The sequence below is a fragment of the Paenibacillus cellulosilyticus genome (assembly GCF_003182255.1).
GTDB lineage: Bacteria > Bacillota > Bacilli > Paenibacillales > Paenibacillaceae > Paenibacillus_T > Paenibacillus_T cellulosilyticus.
The window spans coordinates 64,262-84,947 of the sequence record NZ_QGTQ01000027.1 but is presented as its reverse complement, the minus strand read 5'-3'; the positions used below and the strand labels follow the sequence as shown (position 1 = coordinate 84,947).

Sequence of the window (20,686 nt, the reverse complement as noted above, 5' to 3'; positions counted from 1 at the left end):
GTTGCAAACGGAGGGCTTCTTTCGTTCATGATAACTAAATCCTCCCTGCTAGGGAGGACCCCATGGGACTCCCGTCCCCTGGACCCCGGAAGGGGCTGGTGGCGGGACGGTGGCACGTGTATGTTACTGCGTGCTAAGAGTCGCGTGCCCCGTTGGGGGCATAGCTATCGTTCGAGCGTTATTACAAACAAAAAAGCGCTGCTGAGCAGCGCTTTTCCTCACACCATCTTATTGAATTCTTTGCGCAGGCGCTTAATGATTCGTTTCTCTAAGCGGGAGATGTAGGATTGCGAGATACCGAGCAGGTCGGCGACGTCCTTCTGTGTCTTCTCTTCGCCGTCTGCGAGGCCGAAGCGGAGCTCCATGATGATGCGCTCGCGCTCTGTCAGCTTGTCGAGCGCTTTGTGGAGCAGTTTGCGGTCGACCTGCTCCTCGATGTTCCGATAAATCGTATCATTCTCGGTACCAAGTACGTCTGACAAGAGCAATTCATTGCCGTCCCAGTCAATATTAAGCGGTTCATCAAACGAGACCTCTGTACGTGTCTTGCTGTTACGGCGCAAGTACATTAGAATCTCATTCTCGATACACCGCGAAGCGTACGTCGCCAGCTTGATTTTCTTCTCGGGATCAAACGTGTTGACCGCCTTAATCAGGCCAATCGCTCCGATCGAAACCAAGTCTTCAATATGAATGCCGGTGTTCTCGAATTTACGTGCGATATACACAACGAGCCGCAAATTCCGCTCGATCAGCATTGCCCGGATCGCAGTATCGCCAGAAGGAAGCTTCTCCAGCAAGTACTCTTCTTCTTCCCGGGTCAACGGCGGCGGCAGCGCCTCGCTCCCACCAATGTAGTAAATTTCTTCACTCTTCAGCCCGAATAAAAACAGGACACGGTAATAATATAGCTGAAGAACCAGTTTCCATCTCGTTATCATGGCATTATGCCTCCCGTCAAGGTGATATACGCCGTTACGCCCCGCCACTCTGCTCCGCCATAGACGGATGTATAACCGCTCGATACGTGCGATCAGACGACAATTGCCCGCCATCAAGACCTATCAACGCTCTTCGAGTGACGATCGTGTCTCCATTGCACTCCACTGTAACGGCATCCGGCTTAAGCGCAAGCATAAACTGCGTTCCACGGTTTATGCCCCGGTAAGGCACCAGCCGAAGCCGGTCCTGCCAAATAAACGGCTGCTCCGATTGTTGAGCTACCAGTTTATCGACTTCCGCCTCGCGGATTCGGGTCATCCACGTAGACGGCAAATCCGCTTCAAGCAGCGACGCCTCGATGATGGTCACCGGCGTCCGCGTCAGCGGATCATAGAGTTGATTCCCCGTATCGATGAATCCTTCACATTCGATTTCTCGCTCGCCAATCGTAATCTTCAGCTTGGCAACATGCGCTTTGATAAGCGCTTTCTCACGGCGAGAGACGATAACGGATCGAGCAATGTACAACCCTACACATGCAGCTGACCCGATGAAAATAAAGCCTGCCTTGAATTCGGTACGTATGCCGCCCTCGATGAACTGCAGCCCTCGCCATAACGCCAGCGAGCCCTGCTGCATAATCAAATAATAAAATCCAAGTATAGCGCCGGCAGCAATAAAGTTTACGGCATAAAACGCAGCAAACGTTCGTCCATATGCGCGAAGTCCTCCAAAGCCGAATGCGATCCAAAGCATGATGAGCGATATACCGAATTTGAATAGAAACGTATACAGAAACGACAGCGACGGAACGAACAACATTACGACATACAATGCACCTAGAGCACTCGCTCCGACTATTCGATACCATACTGTACGTATACCACGAACCCATGCCGTAACGAGCAGCAACGACCCATCGATCAACATTTCCTTCATGAACAAAACGTCAACGTATACCGCCAGCGATGATCACCTGCCCGCCGGTTCCTGGCCGGACTTGCTTACTCTTGCATCGCCCATCAGGAACGATTGAGACTAGTATATTGTAATCGTATTTCGATGTCTGTCTATTCATGACGCAAAGGACGATCTTTTTTTGTCGAGAAAAGGAGCACTGCCCCTTTGCCCCCGTTTACTGCAAGGGCTGCGCCCTTTGACCTCTTTGTCTTCTAACTGCCTAAATCGATGGACTTGTACCTACCTAAATCCTCGGGTCTTCTACCCACCTGAATCACAGGACTTCTACCCACCTAAATCCTCCCTGCTAGGGAGGACCCCATGGAGCTCCCGCCCCCTGGACCCCGGAGGAGCTGGTGGCGGGACTGAGGCGTATATCGCGTACTTTGTGCTTGGAGTCGTGTGCCCCCTGGCACAACTTTTGTTCGAGCTGGTTAAAACAATACGAAAAAAGCCAGTCTCCGGCAGATTGACTGCCTTTGACTGGCTTGATTGGTTATTCGCTTGAATGATGGCTTGTCCTAGCGCTCGCGTGGGCGGTTGCGCAGAAATGCCGGGATATCGAGTTGGTCACTCGACGTTGGCGTGTTGCTGAACGAACGCATACCGGAAGTGCTAGCAGAAGTTGCAGTGCGCGACTCTGTAGGCTCCGCCGCAGGTTGTCCCGGACGACGCATTGGCTCTGGCATTGCTTTATGCTCGAAGCCTGTCGCAATAACCGTAACTTTGAATTCCTCTTTCAAGCTCTCGTCGATGATAGCACCGAAGATCATGTTCACTTCTGGATCACAAGCTGCGATTACGATCTCAGCTGCTTCGTTCACTTCATAGAGTGACAGATTTCCGCCACCCGTAATGTTCATAATAACACCGCGAGCGCCATCAATTGACGTCTCAAGCAGTGGGCTTTGGATTGCTTTGCGAGCAGCTTCCGATGCACGGTTCTCGCCCGTTGCCATACCGATACCCATAAGCGCTGAGCCGCGCTCCGTCATAATCGTCTTCACGTCTGCGAAGTCGAGGTTGATCAAGCCTGGCACTTGAATCAAGTCGGAGATGCCTTGAACGGCTTGAAGAAGAACCGTATCGGCTACGCGGAAAGCTTCGAGCATCGGCGTCTTCTTATCAACAATTTCGAGAAGGCGATCATTCGGAATAACGATAAGCGTATCTACTTTTTCTTTCAGCGCCTCGATCCCGCTCTCAGCTTGTCGAGAACGTTTAGGGCCTTCGAACGTGAACGGACGTGTAACAACACCTACCGTCAGCGCACCGCACTCACGTGCGATTTCAGCGATAACTGGAGCTGCGCCCGTACCCGTGCCGCCTCCCATGCCAGCCGTTACGAACACCATGTCTGCGCCCTTCAGCGTGTTGCTGATCAGCTCACGGGATTCTTCTGCAGCTTTCTTGCCTACTTCTGGATTTGCACCTGCACCCAAACCACGCGTCAGCTTGTCGCCGATTTGCAGCTTATGCTCAGAGTGTGCCAAATGGAGCGCTTGCGCGTCCGTGTTAACCGTAATAAATTCTACGCCTTTAACACCCATCTCAATCATTCGGTTAACGGCGTTGCTGCCGCCACCGCCACAACCGATAACTTTAATTTGTGCTAGTTGATCCATGTCCATATCAAACTCTAACATCTGTCGTTTCCCCCGATCAAATGAATTCACTAAAATAATTTTTGAGTCGCTCAAACAATCCGGGTTTCGGCGATGTTGAGACGCTGCTGGTGGTGACTGTTTTACGAACAGCCGATTTCTTCGCGGATACGGACACGCTGTTCACACGGGCATTCTTCACGACATATTGGAGCATGCCGACACCATTGTTGAATGCAGGGTCGCGAACGCCGATAAAGTCAGGCACAGCGATTCGAACAGAAGATTCGAGTTCCTGCTGCGCCAAATTCAGCGTACCCGGCATCGACACTGTTCCTCCGGTCAGTACGTAACCGTTCACCTTGTCACCGTAGCCAAGTCGTCTAACTTCCTGCCTTACCAGATGGAAAATTTCTTGCATTCGCGGCTCAATAATATTAGCCAAATCCACTTGAGTAAATTCTTTCTCTACATTGCTGCCCATACGCATGACCTTGAATTTCTGATCTTCTGCGGCATCCGTAATGAGCGAACAGCCATACTTCAACTTAAATTTCTCAGCTTGCTCCGTATGCGTACGCAATCCATACGATATATCATTCGTTACATGCTCGCCGCCAACCGGCAGCGTGGACGTAGCAACGAGTCCGCCTCCCTCGAAAATCGAAACCGTTGTCGAACCTGCACCGATATCAACCAGTACCGTTCCCATCGTTTTCTCATCTTTCGTCAGTGACATCGAGCCCGATGCTAGTGACATCAGGACCCGCTCAGCTATATGCAGATCGGCTTTCTCTACGCAGCGGATCAAATTATGTAAGGACGTTTTCGTCCCGGTGATTATCGTCGCTTCCACTTCTAGACGTACACCGATCATACCTCGCGGATCAGAAATTCCCTCCAAACCATCTACAAGAAACTGTTTTGGCACGACACCGATAATCTCGCGTTCTGGCGGAAGCGCAACTACTCTAGCCGCCTGCATAACACGCTCAATATCTTCTTCGCCAATCTCACGATCTTCATTCGATACAGCGACTACTCCATGGTTCGTTTGCAATGCGATGTGAGTTCCCTGGATGCCTATACAAACCTCGCTTATTTGAATGCCGACCATACGTTCAGCATGATCAATCGCGTTGCGGATCGATCGTACTGTCTGATCGATGTCGACAATAGCACCCTTACGGATTCCTTCCGAGTCGGCCGATCCAACTCCAATAATATTAATGGCTCCATTCGTAACTTCACCAATAATAGCACGAACTTTGGATGTACCGATGTCCAAACTAACGATGATTTCGCTGTTGCTCATCGCGTGCGGCACCTCCATTCCCATAAGAAAATAGGACATTCATCTTTTTAACATTCTACATATTCAACATAATTGACGGCTTTCCTCTTTTTTCTACAAAATTTTCGTAGTAAAGAAGCTTCCAATTTCCAGCAATTGCAGCGTCAACCATTACCTTGTTCGGAATGCAAACGAACCTAAACTCGTAACTAAAATTTTACCATCGTTTGAGACTATTGAGTAGACTCTTTTTCAAGAGTTTCCATATTTTCTGAGGAATCTGCTAAATATGGCTCATACGTATCAGCTAGAAGCATCGTAACTTTGCCAGGCTGCTGAGTCTCAGTAACTGCATTCAAAGTGTCCAACTTGTCCTTCAACACCGACACAGCAGTGATTACTTCGAAGCGAGTACGCGTATAAATGCGGATGCGATCGGGATAGGCATTAGATGGATCGGGCCGAATTTCAGACAAATCGGACAACTGCTGTGCTGGAATGAGAGCGAGCTGCTTCGTAAGAGCTGTCTTGATTGGATCGTCTTTTTTCCAACCAGATAGAAGAGGCTTATCGACAACAAAGTCAGCATTTGTCGCGGCTACGCTTGTACCATTCGACAGAATCGCCATAATTTCCCCTTCGGTCGATAATTCATAACCTACTGCGGCATATTCTTGCACTTTGATTCGGACTTCTCCCGGGAAAACTTTCGTCACAGACGCCTCTTCAATCGACTTGCTTGTCCGAAGCTTGTTCTCAATCGAACGCTCGGTGAAGCCAAAGAAAGCATCTCCAATAGAAATACCCGCCAGCTTGCGGATCGAATCTTCGCTTACAAACCGCTGCCCGCTAACGGTTACAGTTGAAACCTCGCTAATCGAAGAATTAAAAAATAATACGGATAGCACAACTATAAATAATAGAAGTAAAATGGCCTTCAACCTGCGGCTGCCACGACGCTTCACAGCAGGCTCTCGCAGCACGGGCATCGGTTGTCTCACGGCTTGTCCCACCCTTTCCAAAAAGCATCCGGCCCCCGCATCGATTGCAGGCGCCGGCGCAGCTGACGCTATTAACCATTCGTTACCGCACGATCGTCTGGAACGGGCGATAGACGGCTAATGCGAGAGCCAAGATGACTCAACATATTCTCAATTCGATCATAGCCGCGATCAATATGATGCACCTGCTCAACGACTGTACGTCCTTGTGCTGCAAGCCCCGCTACAACCAAGGCCGCCCCTGCACGCAAGTCTGTCGCTTCAACAGTGGCGCCATACAGCCGTGGAACCCCACGAATGATGGCCGCGTTCATATCGACTCGAATATCCGCTCCCATGCGGCTCAACTCTCCGACATGCTTGAAGCGGCCTTCAAAAATCGTTTCCTTCATTATGCTCACGCCGTCTGCCAATGCGAGCAGCACCATGACGAGCGACTGCATATCCGTCGGAAATGCAGGATATGGATTCGTGACGATGCGCTCGATTGCCTTCGGACGAGAGGCAGCATTTACCTTAATTATATCACCGTCAGCAGTAATCTGAACACCTGCTCTGCGAAGCACATGGATCAGAGAAGAGACATGTGACGGGTTCGTATTTTGCAGAACAACTTGACCTTTCGTAGCGGCAGCTGCGACCATAAGCGTGCCTGTGACGATGCGGTCCGGGATGACTTGGTAGCGACAAGGGCTAAGCGACTCTACCCCTTCAATCGTAATCGTATCCGTACCTGCGCCGATAATTCGAGCGCCCATCGCATTCAAGAACCGCTGTAAATCTTGGATCTCTGGTTCTCGTGCAGCGTTGTTGATCGTTGTCCGGCCTTCTGCCAGCACAGCAGCCATCATAATGTTCTCCGTCGCGCCTACGCTCGGGAAGGACAAATGAATGTCAGTGCCATACAGCTTATCAGCTTGGCAGATGATCCGATTGCCAGATTCCGTAATCGTTGCGCCGAGCGCTTGGAGACCCGTTAAGTGCAGGTCAATTTTACGTTCACCAATCGCACAGCCGCCTGGCTGATAAATATGAACCTCTCCAAACCGTGCAAGCAGCGGTCCCATCAAGAAGATCGAGGAACGCATCTGGCGCATTAGCGTCTCGGGCACATGCGGCGAATGAGCTGAGGTTGTGTCGAGTACGACTGTATCCAGGGTGTGCTCCGCCTTACAGCCGAGATCTTTCAATATGCTAAGCATAACATCAATATCGAGCAGCTTAGGCACATGGTCGATTGTTACTGTACCACTAACAAGCATGCTAGCAGCCAGTATCGGCAAAGCAGCGTTTTTCGCTCCTTGGATCGCAATGGTTCCTGAGAGTGGTTTCCCGCCTTCAATCACCAATTTATCCAATGTATCACCTCCGAATTACCGCTCACCCACTACCAATACCTCAGGCACCAAGTCAACCCCATAGCGGTCCTTGACTGTATGCTTGATCTGTTCGATTAGGGTGAGAACGTCTTCGGCTTTCGCTTGCCCAGTGTTAATAATGAAATTGGCATGCTGCTGCGAAACCTCGGCGGAGCCAACGCGAAGCCCTTTCAGTCCGGCCTCTTGAATGAGTCGAGCGGCAAAGTCGCCTGTCGGATTGCGGAATACACTCCCACAGCTTGCAAGCTGCAGCGGCTGTGTATTCAACCTGCGCTCCTTATTGGCGGCATAAGCAGCCTCGATCTCCTCCCGTTTGCCTTCCGCGAGTTGGAAGGTAGCTTCAACGACGATCCCTTTCTGCTCATGGAGGATCGAGTGGCGATACGAGTATGCCATGTCCTCCAGTCCGTACGTTGCCAATTCCCCATTCTCACGAACAATGACTGCCGATTTGAAAATACGCGACACATCCGAGCCGTGCGCACCGGCGTTCATGTAGACGGCACCCCCGACCGTACCTGGAATTCCCCCCGCGAATTCCAAGCCGGAAAGTCCTGCCCTGCTTGCCATGACCGCTAGCTTAATGAACGAATAAGCAGCGCCTGCCCGAACCGTCGTACCGTCAAAATGAGCATAGTCCAATCCGCCACCGGTTTTGATGACAACGCCACGAATGCCCTTGTCAGACACAAGCAGATTCGATCCGCGGCCTAAACCGGTCCAAGAAATGTTATGTTCATTCAGGAATCGGATGGTCGACACTAGTTGGTCGATGCCGTTCGGGATAATGAGGCAATCGGCGGGACCGCCGATTTTCCAAGTTGTATGTTTTGCGAGCGGTTCGTGGTACAGAACCTTACCCCAGTTTTTCTGTTCCAGTTCCGCGAATATGGATTGCATCGAGTCGTACCTCCCCTTTACGTCAGTCCAACCGTATGCCGCTGTTCGCGATGATACGGTGTTGCCGGGCAAACATGTTATTCGTTACAATCGTGCCGCACGGTGACGGTCGCGATTTATAACGTATCTTATGCCCCCGGCATATGGAGTGTGACAATCGCCCAATTGAAACGACCGACGCCTGCCTTAACCGGCGCTCGCCGACCTTTAAACGGCGCGGTTCATTTCATTCCGGTGAAATCCAAGCTGAGGCATAAAGTCAAACTTATGCTTCGGCTTGGATGATGACGATGCCACGTTTATACAAAGCTGCTCTTGCAGCCTATTACCAAATTCACTGTTAGCGTAATACCAGATTAACGGCGATACTTGCGAGATTGCCGCAAACGCTGCAGCTCGCTAACAATCGTAACCGCAGCGGACGGCATACCCAGTTGAGCAGCAGCCTGCCCCGTCGTCGCAAGCAAACGCTCATTTTCCAGCAGCTCTTTGACCGTATCAAAGAGGCTGTCACCACTCAGCTCACGCTCAAGGAGCATGCGACCTGCACCAGCTTCAACGATGCTGCGTGCATTCGCCTCTTGATGGTTGTTCGTCACATTCGGTGACGGGATGAGAATCGAAGGAATGCCAAGAGCGGTCATCTCTGCGATCGTCGAAGCGCCTGCACGGCAAACAACAAGCGAAGACGCAGCGAGCACATCCGGCATGTTGTGCAAATAAGGAACGACATGCAATTGACCGCTGCGGTAAGCTGGCAGCTGCTCCATGCGTGTCATCGCATTGTCATAATAGGACTCGCCAGGCACAAACACAAAATGAACGCCTGGCAGCTGATTCAGCTGAGGCGCCATCGCCAGCATCGCTTCATTAATCGCCCGTGCGCCCCGGCTTCCGCCGAACACAAGCACGATCTGCTTTACATCCGTAAGGCCAAGCGACGCCCGCCCTTTGTCTGCATCTGCCCGCATGACGTTCGTCGCGCAAGGATTGCCAGCGTAGACGGTGCGCTTCGCGCGCTTGAAATGCTGCTCTGATTCAGGGAAGCTGACGGCCACTGTATCTACATAACGAGCTAAGAATTGATTGGTCAGCCCCGGAATTACGTTCTGCTCATGAATGAGAGTCGGAATACCAAGTTTCGCTGCTGCGTAAACGACCGGGCCGCAAACATAGCCCCCGGTTCCGACGACAGCGTCGGGTTTAAACTCACGAAGCAAACGCTTCGCTTTCTTAACCCCTCTTAAGAAACGAACGACCGTCTTTACATTGTCCAATGACAACTTACGCTTAAAGCCGGTAATCTCGACTGCCTCAAATGGAATACCGAGCTTCGGTACAATTCTGCTCTCCAGCCCTTGCGTCGTGCCAATGTACAGCAGCTCAGCGCCGGATTCCTCCTGCGCCTGCCGCCCGATTGCAACAGCTGGGTAAATATGTCCGCCCGTTCCTCCTCCGGTTAGTACAATTCGCATGAATGTGTCACCTCGAATAACGGGATATATTAAGTAAAATGCCTAGCGCCGTCAGCAGCAAGGTTAAGGATGATCCGCCATAACTGACGAGCGGCAGCGTGATGCCTGTTACCGGCATCATACCGATAACAACACCTATATTAATTAGTACTTGTACGCCTACGATACCGATAATACCTGCAGCCAACAAGCTGCCGAACGTATCCGGTGCTGCAATAGCCGTCTTGATTCCACGCCAGACGAGCACTAGAAACAGTCCGATCAGCAGAGTGCCGCCAATGAACCCAAGCTCTTCCGCGAGTATAGAGAAAATAAAGTCGGTCTGCGGCTCCGGCAAATAGTTATACTTCTGGCGGCTCATACCGAGCCCCAGCCCGATCAAGCCTCCAGGTCCAACCGCATACAACGATTGAATCGCTTGATAGCCCGCTCCTAGCGGATCTTGCCAAGGATCAAGGAAAGCCGTAATCCGTTGAAGCCGATAGGGCGCAATCGCAATCAGCACAACAAGCCCCGCTACACCGACTAGAGCAAGCGAACCCAAATGAGCAAGTCTAGCACCAGCGGTATAAATAATAAGCAGGGATGCCCCTACCATTACCGCCCCTGTACCAAGGTCAGGCTGCAGCATGATTAGGGCGAATGCCGTACCCATAAATCCCAGTGGCGGCAGCAGCCCGCGAGAAAACAACGTCACCTGCTGCTGGTTGTCAGATAACCAGCGAGCGAGGAACATAACCATGGCAAGCTTCATGAACTCGGACGGCTGAATACCGAACGAGCTAATGCCAAGCCAGCTTCGAGCACCGCCACGAACGACGCCGACGCCTGGTATAAGCACGATAACAAGCAGCCCGAAGCATATGAGCAAGCCAATGCCAGCCCACCGCTTCCATATGCTATAGTCGACATTCATTGTGAACAGCATCGCGCCTATCCCGAGTAAGGCGAATAGCAACTGACGCTTCACGTAGTAGAACTTATCGCCGAATTCGTGAAAGGCTAGTACAGCGCTGGCGCTGTACACCATAATAATACCGATCGTGAGAATAAGTCCAATTGAGCCGATCATCCATACGTCCGGGGCGGACCGAGCTTTTGCCATCGCGCTGACACCTCTAACACGTGAATAGTAGGGACATGCCCCCTATTACAAGGTATGCGCCGATTGTTTAAAAATGCGCCCACGCTGCTCATAGGACTTAAACATGTCCCAGCTAGCGCATGCAGGCGATAATAATACGATGTCACCGGAATCCGCCAGCGCAGCTGCACGCCGGACAGCCTCCTGCAATGTCGCATCGGCGTCCTCAACAGGTTCGACCGTTTCGACGGCCGTTAAACCTGCCAGCTCCGCCACATGTGCGAGCTTGCCTCTCGTCTCGCCAAGCGCAACAAGTGCCTTAAGCCCGCTGAACCATGGTGTCAGCTCCATATAATCGGAGCCGCGGTCAAGTCCTCCGGCAATAAGCACAACCTTTTCCAATGGGAACGACTTCAGACCCGTAATCGTTGCTACAGGATTCGTCGCCTTGGAGTTGTTGTAGAACGTGACGCCATTACGCTCGCATACAAACTCAAGACGATGCTCAACGCCACGGAATGTGCGGAGCGGCTCGCGAAGCGATTCGATCGGCGCACCAATCGTAATAGCTGCTGCTATGGCAGCCATCGCATTTGCTGCGTTGTGTTTTCCTGGAATACCAAGCTCGGCAACTGGAACAATCTCGACAGCATTGCCATTGCGATCCCTATAGATGATCGTGCGGCTCTCGTCATCCGACGAAGCTGCAGGCGTCTCGTCGCCCGTGAATTCCACCTCAACCGGATACGGAGGCTCAATATACATTCCATAGTCCAGCCGCTCTACGAGCGAGAATGGAAGCACATTGCCTTTCGCCTTCGCAGCAATAGCGCGGCATATCGAATCGTCCCAGTTCAGAATCGCTGTATCCTCAGCTGTCTGATTCGCAAACAGCTTGCTCTTCGAAGCGACATAGTCTTCCATACCGCCATGGTAGTCGAGATGCGTCTCTGCGACGTTAAGCAGCAGTGCAACTTGTGGACGGAACGCCGTCGTGCCTTTCAACTGGAAGCTGCTGAGCTCTGCAACAATCGTATTGTCGGGCGTCGCCTGTTGTGCGGCTTCACACAGCGGTGTGCCGATATTGCCAGCTACGATTGGATGCTTGCCAGCTGCCTCCAGCAAATCGCCAATCCAGGTCGTTGTCGTTGTTTTGCCGTTAGACCCTGTGATACCAATCATCGGTGCCGGAGACAGCAGGTACGCAACCTCTACCTCCGTCACAATTTCTACGCCATGCGCTTCAGCCTGCTGCACAGGGCTTGCCGTGTAAGGAATGCCCGGGTTCTTAACCAGCAGCGCAGTATCTGCCGTTACAAAATCATCGGGATGATACCCGCAGATGACAGGAATACCTAATGCCTCTAGCTCTGCAGCCTCAGGACTTTGATCGCGTTCCTTCTTGTCGTTTACGACAACCTTCGCACCAAGCGCATGAAACACTTTGGCAACACTAACGCCGCTTCTCGCTAATCCAAGTACGGCAACGTGCTTGTTTCGGTACATTGACGGATGATCCATAACGGTGACCTCTCTCTATTGTCAATTGCTGCTGCCAAGGTGAAACGGCTGTCACCGTCCTTTAAGTGGCGCAGTGCGTTTCATTCTGACGAAAATAAATACTTTCCTGAATTATACCTGAAAAACGGCTTCGCCGTCCTCCCGACTAGCGAAAGGACGGCGCCGCTATCATACATGTTCCAAGCGATCTATTTGCGGCTCAACTTTCTTGTATGTCTAAAAAGCCTTGCCGACCACAAGTCCGATGGCTGCGAGTATAAAGCCGACAATCCAGAAGGTTGTCACGACCCGCCACTCCGACCAGCCAGACAGCTCGAAGTGATGATGAATCGGACTCATTTTGAACACGCGTTTGCCTCTTAGCTTGAACGATGTAACTTGAATGATAACCGACAGCATCTCGAAGACGAATACGCCGCCTACAATAATCAGAACAAGCTCCATCTTCGTCAACATCGCTACGGCTGCAAGACCGCCGCCGATGCCCAGCGACCCTGCATCACCCATAAACACTTTCGCGGGGTGTGCGTTGAAAACGAGGAAGCCGAGTACTGCACCTACCATCGCAGCGGAGAACACGACCGACTCGTACTCATTCACGCTGAGTGCGAGAATCGTGAATGCGCCGAACGCAATCGCGCTCGTACCGGCAAGCAAGCCATCGAGACCGTCCGTGAAGTTAACGGAGTTACTCGTGGCGAACATGATAATTACAACAAATAAATAATAAAACCAACCAAGATCGAACGACCAGTCCGTTCCCGGTACACCAATTGCAGTGCTGTGGCCCATACGATGCAGCAGTATGCACACGACGATGCTGAATAGCAGCTGTCCGGCAAGCTTCTGCTTCGCGGTCAAACCAAGCGAGCGTTTGAATACGATTTTAATATAATCATCTAAGAAACCGACAAGTCCAAAACCTAGCGATGCAACGAGCAGCACCCAGAAGTCGTTCGTTTTATCCGCAAATTTCAGAAAGGCAAGCAGCAGAGCCAGCATAATGATGATGCCGCCCATTGTCGGTGTGCCTTGCTTCTTCAAATGGCTTTGCGGTCCGTCCGTCCGAATCTGCTGCCCGAACTTCATGCGGCGCAGGAGCGGGATGAACAAAGGTCCCAATAGTACCGCTAGAAGAAAGGAAGCTCCGATTGTAAGCAAAATGACCTTGATGTCCATTGTTTCACCCCCTGTCAGTTCTCCAAAGCTTGGACAACTTGCTCCATACGCATGCCCCGTGACCCTTTGACAAGCACGAGATCATCGCTGCTGAGCTGCTCCCGCAGCCAAGCCGTCAGCTCTTCTTTATTTTCGAAATGTCGAACGTCCTCAGCGCGGCCCGCTGCTGCGAATGCCGCTGACGCTCCATCTGCAATATATTGCGCCAGCGTTCCCCATGTGAGCAGGGCATCCGCCTTTTCCGGTGTCACGTAGGCACCGATGCCGCGGTGAAGCTCCGCCTCTTCTGGTCCGAGCTCCAGCATATCCGACAGTACGACCCATTTGCGGCGATAGCCTTGTAGTTCCTCTACTAAGTCGATCGCTGCGCGAACAGCAGTTGGATTCGCATTGTACGCATCATTAAGCACTTTGGCACCATTGAATGCCGTCACAGGCTGGATCCGCATGCCCGTCAGCGTTACCGCCGCCAATCCTTCTCGGATCTGCGCAGCAGATACGCCAAAGCGATATGCCGCTGCAATCGCAGCCAGTGCATTGCTTACGTTATGCGCTCCTGGAACTGGCAGGAATACGCCGCGAAGCAGTTCTTGCTCCTCAGCCGACAACTGCGACGATACGACGTCGAACGTCGATGAATCTGCATCCACCGTAACGTTCGCGGCCGACCATTGGCAGTCATCGCTGCTGCCGAATGGCACAAGCTCAGTCTCATCCGGAAGCGTGATGACAGCGAGACGCTCACGCAGGAGCGGTTCATCGCCATTGAAAATAAGCGCGCCGCCAGGAAGTAGTCCCGATGCGATCTCCAGCTTCGCCTCTGCGATACCTGCACGAGAGCCAAGCTGCAGCATATGTGCGTCGCCAATGTTCGTTATGATCGCTGCATCGGGCGAAGCAATGTTCGTCAGCAATTCAATCTCGCCGAAACCACTCATGCCCATCTCAAGCACTGCCGTCTCAATAGACTCATCAAGCTGGAGCAGCGTCAGCGGAACACCGATGTGGTTGTTCAGATTGCCTTCTGTTTTATGCACGCGAAATGCGGTGCCAAGCACCGCTGCGGTCAAATCCTTCGTCGTCGTCTTGCCATTGCTGCCTGTAATTCCGACGATGCGAACATTGAGCTGCTCGCGGTACGAAGCCGCCAGCCTCTGTAGTGCCGACAGCGTGTCCGCCACGTAAATGAGTGGAGCATCTTCCAGCTCTTCCGGTACGGGACAGCCTTCCTCCCATAGAGAAGCTGCTGCTCCTGCCGCTAGCGTCTGGGCTGTGAATTCATGCCCGTCGAATCGTTCCCCGATAAGCGGTACATACAATTGCCCAGGCATTACATCGCGGGAGTCCCGCGTAATGCCGTGAATGACAATGTTCGAATCCCGTTCCTCATGCGCCAATGTTCCACCGCACATGTCGGCGACTTGACCTAAATTTCGTTTAATCACTTGTTCGTTCCCCTTATCGCTTCTTCCGCCACAATCCGATCATCGAACGTGAATGTTTCCCCGCCGATTAATTGATACGTTTCGTGACCTTTCCCCGCAATCAATACTACATCGCCAGGGCTTGCCATTTCAACCGCTTTTTCAATCGCGGCGCGGCGATCCTCAATAAGCATGTAACGATCCGGAGCAACGTTATCTGCCTTGAGGCCTGCTTCAATATCGAGCAAAATCGCCTGTGGGTCCTCCAGACGCGGATTATCGCTTGTAATCACGCATACATCCGCATACTGCGCTGCAATCCGGCCCATAATCGGACGTTTCGTCTTGTCACGATTGCCGCCGCAGCCGAATACACAGATGATGCGGCCTTCAGCGAATTCGGAAACGGTACGAAGTACATTCTCTAATCCGTCTGGCGTGTGTGCGTAATCGACGATGACCGCATAAGACTGTCCAGCGTCAACGGATTCTACACGTCCAGGCACACCAGGGAGCGCTTCGAGGCTGCGCTTGATCGTCTCCAGCGGCACGCCTTCGAGCAGCGCGACTGATGTAGCAGCAAGCGCATTGTATACATTGAACTTGCCGACCATCCGGATGACGATATCCGTACTGCCGGAGAACGTATCCAGTCTAAAGGCCGTGCCTCTAGACGAAATGCGAATACCGCTTGCTCGTACATCGGCGTCGGACTCGATCCCATATGTAATCGTCTCAGCCGCTGTTAACTTAGCGAAAGCAGTAGAAGCAGCGTCATCAGCATTCAACACTGCATAACTGCGTTCTCCTTCCGCATCGCTAAACTCGTTGCCGAGTCTTGCGAACAGCAGCCCTTTCGCCGCTGCATATTGCTCCATCGTCTCATGATAATCGAGATGATCTTGCGTCAGGTTCGTAAAGGCTGCTGTACGGAAATGCGTACCCAGCACACGTCCTTGATCCAATGCATGCGAGGATACTTCCATCGCACAAATATCTACATTCGCATTTGCCATATCGGCCAACATGCGCTGAAGCTCCAATGCACCTGGCGTCGTACCTGACATCGGAACCGTGTTGCCCGCGTAACGCGTCTCGATCGTACCGATGACCCCGGCATTTTTACCCGCTTCCGTCATAATGCGTTCGATCAGATAAGTCGTCGTTGTCTTGCCATTCGTGCCTGTCACACCAATAAGACGAAGCTTACGGCTCGGATGATCATAGAAGCGATCCGCAAGGATCGCCATTGCTGTCCGACTGCTCTTCACAATAAGCTGCGGCAGCGGGATATCAAGCTTACGCTCTACGATAAGCGCGGCCGCCCCGTTCTCATAAGCGCTTGGAGCATAGTCATGTCCATCGTCCTTGAAACCGGGAACGCAAATGAACAGCGAACCCGGTCCGGCTTTGCGAGAGTCATTCTCTAATGCTGTTATCTCCACGCTGCCGTCACCTTCGAGGCGGGCTGCTGCAAGCCATCCTGCAATCTCCTTTAATTTCATTGGTGCATCCCCCCATTCATTATTATTCCATTATGATCGATATTGCCGGATTTTCAACCATCGCTTTCTTGCAATTCCTTCCTCAAGCTTCCGCACGCTTCATCCATTACTCGTGATCGTGACCATCGTCCGCAGAATCTGGGAGATTCTCCTCGCTGCCTAGATAGATTCGAATCGTCGAACCCTTCTCAACGCGCGTGCCCGCTGACGGCGCTTGACGAATAACCGTCTGACCTGTACCTGCAGCGCTAAGGTTAAAGTTCATGTTCAAATCCTCATACAAATCCGAGACTGTCTTGCCTACGATATTCGGTACCGTAACGATTTTATTCTCGCCAAGCTTATACTCTTTGTCGACCTGCTTCGTTCTTGGCGGAATTCCTAAGTAATGAAGCGAGTCATCCAAGATGTTGCGCACGATCGGCGCAGCAACGACGCCACCGAATTGAATGCCCTGCGGATTATCGACTGCGAGGTAAACAACGATCTGCGGATCGTCAGCAGGCGCAAAGCCGACGAACGAAACGATATGCTCGTTAGGCGAATAACGGCCATTAATAACTTTTTGCGCCGTACCGGTCTTGCCGCCAACTCGATAGCCATCAATAAAGGCGTTGCCGCCAGTACCTTGCGCGACGACAGTCTCCAGCGCTTCCCGAACTTGCTTCGATGTCGATTCACTGATCACTTTGCGTACGACTTCCGGTTCGATGGATTCGACCGTCTCGCCTGTATCAGGATTAATCCATCCCTTGGCAATGTGCGGCTTATATAATGTACCCCCATTTATCGCTGCTGCAACAGCTGTAATCTGTTGAATCGGCGTAACGGACACCCCTTGACCGAATGCCGTCGTCGCCAGCTCGACAGGTCCAACTTGGCTGAGCTTGAACAGGATACCATTTTCTTCACCATTAATATCGATGCCCGTCTTCGAGCCGAAGCCGAATTTCTTAATATAATCAAACAAGGTTTCCTTACCTAACCGCTGGCCGAGCGCGACGAAACCCGGGTTGCAAGAGTTCTGTACAACTTCCAGGAAGCTCTGACTGCCGTGACCGCCCTTCTTCCAGCAGCGCAGCCTTGCGCCGCCAACCTCAACAGCACCTGGATCGAAGAAACGCTCGTTAAGCAGGTCAACCTTCTTCTCTTCAATGGCCGCTGCTAGCGTAATGATTTTGAACGTCGAACCGGGCTCGTACGTCATCCAAACCGGCAGGTTGCGATCATACACTTCCTTCGGCACTTCACGATATTGATCCGGCTGAAAGGTCGGTCTGCTGGCCATTCCCAGCACTTCACCGTTGTTTGGGTTCATCGCAATTGCAATTATATGATCCGGATGAAGCCTCGCAACGGCTGCATCCATCTCCCGTTCCATAATGGTCTGAATTTGTTTATCCAGCGTAAGCTGGAGGCTGAGCCCGTCCTTCGGTGCGTTGTACGTATCACCCGAGCCAGGCATAGGGTTGCCTGCCGCATCAGCAAGATAAGCAACGTTGCCCTGAATTCCTTCAAGAAATTGATTATACTTCGCCTCAACACCTGTTAATCCCTGATTATCAATACCCGTAAAACCGAGCACATGCGCAGCAAGGGTGCCATATGGGTAATACCGTTTGTTATCTTCACCAATCATAATGCCCGGAAGCGCGAGTGCGCGAACTTCCTGCGCCTTCTCTAAGGTTATCTTACGGCCTTCAGGCTTAAGTTGTACGATCCTTGTTTTCTTTTGAAGCATTGGCAGCAGCTTCATCTCAGACATACCAAGAACAGGCGCCAGCGCACGTGCCGTCGCCTCCTTGTCCTTAATTTGCACAGGGATAGCCCAAATCGTAGGCGAGCTAATATTATAGGCAAGACGCACACCATTGCGATCCAAAATTTCGCCACGCTTGGCGGTGAACGGCACTTCACGCCGCCACGAGTCTTCGGCCTTCGCAGCCAGCTCCTCGCCCTTCCACAACTGCACATACGCTAGACGCCCAATGAGTCCGAAAAAAGCGATGATGCCAACAAGAAGCGCTGCAAACAGGCGTCTGCGCACGGTTACATTCGATACTTTCATTCCTTCGCTTCCTCCTCCCGATCACAGCGGGGCTGTCTCATGGGGACAGACTGTACGCCGCTTACAGCCATCGTATTCGGGAGGGTCCAGCAATAGAACAAGCCCGCGCTCTACGAGCGCGGACTGTAAGAACAAACTACCAATCAATATGCGCTTGTTAGACGTATACTGCGGGATGAATTAATCTTGCGGCTCGCTAGAAGAATCCTTCTGCTCACCATCACCAGAAGAGTCGTCGGACGAATCTTCTGATGAATTGGGATCTTCCGGTTCAAGCACCAGCTTCAAGATGCGAATGCCATTCTTCTTCTCGATTGACTGCGAGACAACGTAGCCTTCGCCCTCTGTGACCGTACGCATGCCAAACAGCGTACTGACTTCCATCGCATCGCGGAGCGATAGACCTTTCAAGTCCGGCACCGTCAATTGATCTCGATTCTCGGTAATTAAGTAAATTCGCTGCGACAGCGGAACGACAGAGCCAGCGCGTGGAATTTGCTGCAGCACTTCCTTGCCGCTGCCTACCGTCTCCGAAGTCAGTTCCAAGCTTTTGAGCTTCGAGTCAGCTGTGGCCGGAGGTTGTCCAACCAGATCAGGCACCGTAGCTGTAGGCGGCTTCTTATCGGCACCGTCAGCTTCTGCCTTCAATTGCGCTAGCTGCTCTGCTGTCAACTGCGGCTTCACGCCAAGCCGGCGCAAGCTTTGCTGCACGATTTCTTTGAACACTGGAGCCGCTGCCGTACCACCGCCGACATATTTGTCGTTCGGTTCGTCAATGACGACATAAACGAGAATTTTGGGATTGCCTACCGGCGCAAAGCCAATAAACGATACGACGTATTTGTCCGAAGAATATCCGCCTTTGCCGCCGTTGAGCGTATTGTCCCACTTCTGCGCTGTACCGGTCTTACCAGCGACGCGATAACCTTCAATATAAGCATTCTTACCAGTACCGATGTCTTTGTCGGATACGACCTGCTCGAGATACTCGCCTACTTTACGGGACGTCTCCTCCGAGATGACTTGACGCACCATAGTCGGCTTACGAACCTCTACTTCACCTGTTACCGGATCTTCGATCTGCTTAATAATTTGCGGTTTCATCAGCTTGCCGCCATTAGCAACTGCGGATACTGCTGCAACCTGTTGAATCGGGGTAACGGATACACCTTGACCAAACGTTGCGGTAGCGACCTCGATTGGATAATGGAATCGGATCGAACCTACCAGCTCACCTGGCAGCTCCACGCCTGTCTTTGCTCCGAATCCAAAGTTCGTAATATAACTGCGCAGCTTTTCCTCACCAAGACCTTCATAGCCCAGGTGAACGAACGCCACGTTACTCGATCTTTTCAACCCTTCAAGGTAGGAAATTTCACCCCAGCCGCCACGTTTAATATCTTTGATCGTATCTGTCCCCACTCGAATCGAACCAGACATGTATTTGGCTTCTGGATCAAATATCCCTTCCTGCACCGCACCTGCCAGCGTTACAATTTTGAACGTTGAGCCCGGCTCATATAAGGAGCGAACCGCATGGTTGTAAAATCCGCTCGGGTCCTGCGTCCAGTAGACGTTCGGGTCAGCGCTCGGCAGATTGGCAAGACCCAAGATTTCCATCGTATTCGGATCGACGGCGATAGCCGTTATGCTCTTCGGCGTATACTTGTCGTAAGCTTTCTGAATGGCCTGCTCGACGTAGTTCTGGATTTCGGAATCGATGGTCAACGTAACATTTTTGCCATCGCGAGAAGCCTTGTAATCGACCTGTCCACCATCAAGCTGGATTCGGTTGCCGTCTTTCTGATATTTGCGATAGCCATCTTCGCCTCTAAGCGAGCTGTCGAGGAAGGACTCCAAGCCGTATTGCGCTTTCCCTTCTTTATCGACATAGCCGAGCAATTGAGCCGCCAGCGTATTTTTCGGATAATAGCGCTTTGTTTCATTCAATAAATAAACACCTACATCAACACTACGCGTATCATCCTCCAGCTCCTGCTTAAAGGCTGAGATCTTATCGCCTACCGTACTATCAATCTTCCAGCCTTTCGGTCGAACCTCGCGTTGTGCATAGAACTCATTCTTGTCATTCTTCGCTGTTGCAATTTTGCGCATATCGCCTTCGGTCATTCCTAGCAAATCTGCCAGCTTGGTGATAACCTTGTCCGTAATACCAAGCTTATCGAGCTGCTTCGGACTGACGGCAACTGTGTATGATCTGCCATCCATCGCCAGCACGTTGCCATTCCGGTCCGTGATTTCACCACGTTTGGCGGTCAACTGCTCCGAGGCCGACCAATAACTCTCCGCGTTAGACAACCAGAAATCTGCTTTTACAACTTGTACCCAA

15 protein-coding genes are annotated in these 20,686 nt (G+C 51.9%); all 15 read right to left on the bottom strand.

What is annotated here, in order from left to right; genetic code table 11:
• Positions 1-218 precede the first annotated feature (218 nt).
• Positions 219-941 carry an RNA polymerase sporulation sigma factor SigE gene (gene sigE, locus DFQ01_RS24260; protein ID WP_110046498.1) on the bottom strand — a complete coding sequence of 241 codons (723 nt, stop codon included), beginning with the start codon at positions 939-941 and terminating at the stop codon, positions 219-221.
• Between the two features lie 34 nt (positions 942-975).
• Positions 976-1,908 (bottom strand): sigma-E processing peptidase SpoIIGA, encoded by a 933-nt coding sequence (gene spoIIGA, locus DFQ01_RS24255; protein WP_110046496.1) that lies wholly within the window; start codon positions 1,906-1,908, stop codon positions 976-978.
• Positions 1,909-2,423: 515 nt separating this feature from the next.
• The gene (gene ftsZ / locus DFQ01_RS24250) at positions 2,424-3,548 is read right to left on the bottom strand and encodes a cell division protein FtsZ (protein ID WP_110046494.1); all 1,125 of its coding nucleotides are present in this window, start codon (positions 3,546-3,548) and stop codon (positions 2,424-2,426) included.
• 16 nt (positions 3,549-3,564) lie between these two features.
• Positions 3,565-4,821 carry a cell division protein FtsA gene (gene ftsA, locus DFQ01_RS24245; RefSeq protein WP_110046493.1) on the bottom strand — a complete coding sequence of 419 codons (1,257 nt, stop codon included), beginning with the start codon at positions 4,819-4,821 and terminating at the stop codon, positions 3,565-3,567.
• A 212-nt stretch (positions 4,822-5,033) separates the two neighbouring features.
• The gene (locus DFQ01_RS24240) at positions 5,034-5,801 is read right to left on the bottom strand and encodes a cell division protein FtsQ/DivIB (protein ID WP_110046491.1); all 768 of its coding nucleotides are present in this window, start codon (positions 5,799-5,801) and stop codon (positions 5,034-5,036) included.
• A gap of 71 nt (positions 5,802-5,872) precedes the next feature.
• Entirely contained in the window at positions 5,873-7,159 is a 1,287-nt protein-coding gene (gene murA, locus DFQ01_RS24235; protein WP_110046490.1) for a UDP-N-acetylglucosamine 1-carboxyvinyltransferase, read from the bottom strand.
• A gap of 15 nt (positions 7,160-7,174) precedes the next feature.
• Positions 7,175-8,080 (bottom strand): UDP-N-acetylmuramate dehydrogenase, encoded by a 906-nt coding sequence (gene murB, locus DFQ01_RS24230; protein WP_110046488.1) that lies wholly within the window; start codon positions 8,078-8,080, stop codon positions 7,175-7,177.
• A gap of 356 nt (positions 8,081-8,436) precedes the next feature.
• Positions 8,437-9,555: an undecaprenyldiphospho-muramoylpentapeptide beta-N-acetylglucosaminyltransferase gene (gene murG / locus DFQ01_RS24225; protein ID WP_110046486.1), complete on the bottom strand. Its 1,119-nt coding sequence runs from the start codon at positions 9,553-9,555 to the stop codon at positions 8,437-8,439.
• 7 nt (positions 9,556-9,562) lie between these two features.
• Positions 9,563-10,660, bottom strand: a complete 1,098-nt coding sequence (gene spoVE, locus DFQ01_RS24220; RefSeq protein WP_110046484.1) for a stage V sporulation protein E — start codon at positions 10,658-10,660, stop codon at positions 9,563-9,565.
• A 45-nt stretch (positions 10,661-10,705) separates the two neighbouring features.
• The gene (murD, locus tag DFQ01_RS24215) at positions 10,706-12,160 is read right to left on the bottom strand and encodes a UDP-N-acetylmuramoyl-L-alanine--D-glutamate ligase (RefSeq protein ID WP_110046482.1); all 1,455 of its coding nucleotides are present in this window, start codon (positions 12,158-12,160) and stop codon (positions 10,706-10,708) included.
• 216 nt (positions 12,161-12,376) lie between these two features.
• Positions 12,377-13,339, bottom strand: a complete 963-nt coding sequence (gene mraY / locus DFQ01_RS24210) for a phospho-N-acetylmuramoyl-pentapeptide-transferase (protein ID WP_110046481.1) — start codon at positions 13,337-13,339, stop codon at positions 12,377-12,379.
• Between the two features lie 14 nt (positions 13,340-13,353).
• On the bottom strand, positions 13,354-14,784 hold the full coding sequence (locus DFQ01_RS24205; RefSeq protein ID WP_110046479.1) for a UDP-N-acetylmuramoyl-tripeptide--D-alanyl-D-alanine ligase: 1,431 nt from the start codon (positions 14,782-14,784) through the stop codon (positions 13,354-13,356).
• Positions 14,781-16,268: a UDP-N-acetylmuramoyl-L-alanyl-D-glutamate--2,6-diaminopimelate ligase gene (locus tag DFQ01_RS24200; RefSeq protein ID WP_110046478.1), complete on the bottom strand. Its 1,488-nt coding sequence runs from the start codon at positions 16,266-16,268 to the stop codon at positions 14,781-14,783. The genes DFQ01_RS24205 and DFQ01_RS24200 overlap by 4 nt, the downstream gene beginning before the upstream one ends.
• A 106-nt stretch (positions 16,269-16,374) precedes the next feature.
• Positions 16,375-18,336, bottom strand: coding sequence for a stage V sporulation protein D (locus DFQ01_RS24195; RefSeq protein WP_110046477.1), 1,962 nt, complete (start codon positions 18,334-18,336; stop codon positions 16,375-16,377).
• 180 nt (positions 18,337-18,516) lie between these two features.
• Complete coding sequence (locus tag DFQ01_RS24190; RefSeq protein WP_342770010.1) at positions 18,517-20,655, bottom strand: penicillin-binding transpeptidase domain-containing protein; 2,139 nt, start codon at positions 20,653-20,655, stop codon at positions 18,517-18,519.
• Between the last annotated feature and the right edge of the window lie 31 nt (positions 20,656-20,686).

Bases quoted from the DNA above. Each gene is read 5' to 3' on its own strand.
- ftsZ (WP_110046494.1), bottom strand. From the start codon at position 3,548: ATGTTAGAGTTTGATATGGACATGGATCAACTAGCACAAATTAAAGTT.
- murG (WP_110046486.1), bottom strand. From the start codon at position 9,555: ATGCGAATTGTACTAACCGGAGGAGGAACGGGCGGACATATTTACCCA.
- DFQ01_RS24195 (WP_110046477.1), bottom strand. From the start codon at position 18,336: ATGAAAGTATCGAATGTAACCGTGCGCAGACGCCTGTTTGCAGCGCTT.
- murD (WP_110046482.1), bottom strand. From the start codon at position 12,160: ATGGATCATCCGTCAATGTACCGAAACAAGCACGTTGCCGTACTTGGA.
- sigE (WP_110046498.1), bottom strand. From the start codon at position 941: ATGATAACGAGATGGAAACTGGTTCTTCAGCTATATTATTACCGTGTC.
- murB (WP_110046488.1), bottom strand. From the start codon at position 8,080: ATGCAATCCATATTCGCGGAACTGGAACAGAAAAACTGGGGTAAGGTT.
- DFQ01_RS24200 (WP_110046478.1), bottom strand. From the start codon at position 16,268: ATGAAATTAAAGGAGATTGCAGGATGGCTTGCAGCAGCCCGCCTCGAA.
- spoVE (WP_110046484.1), bottom strand. From the start codon at position 10,660: ATGGCAAAAGCTCGGTCCGCCCCGGACGTATGGATGATCGGCTCAATT.
- mraY (WP_110046481.1), bottom strand. From the start codon at position 13,339: ATGGACATCAAGGTCATTTTGCTTACAATCGGAGCTTCCTTTCTTCTA.
- ftsA (WP_110046493.1), bottom strand. From the start codon at position 4,821: ATGAGCAACAGCGAAATCATCGTTAGTTTGGACATCGGTACATCCAAA.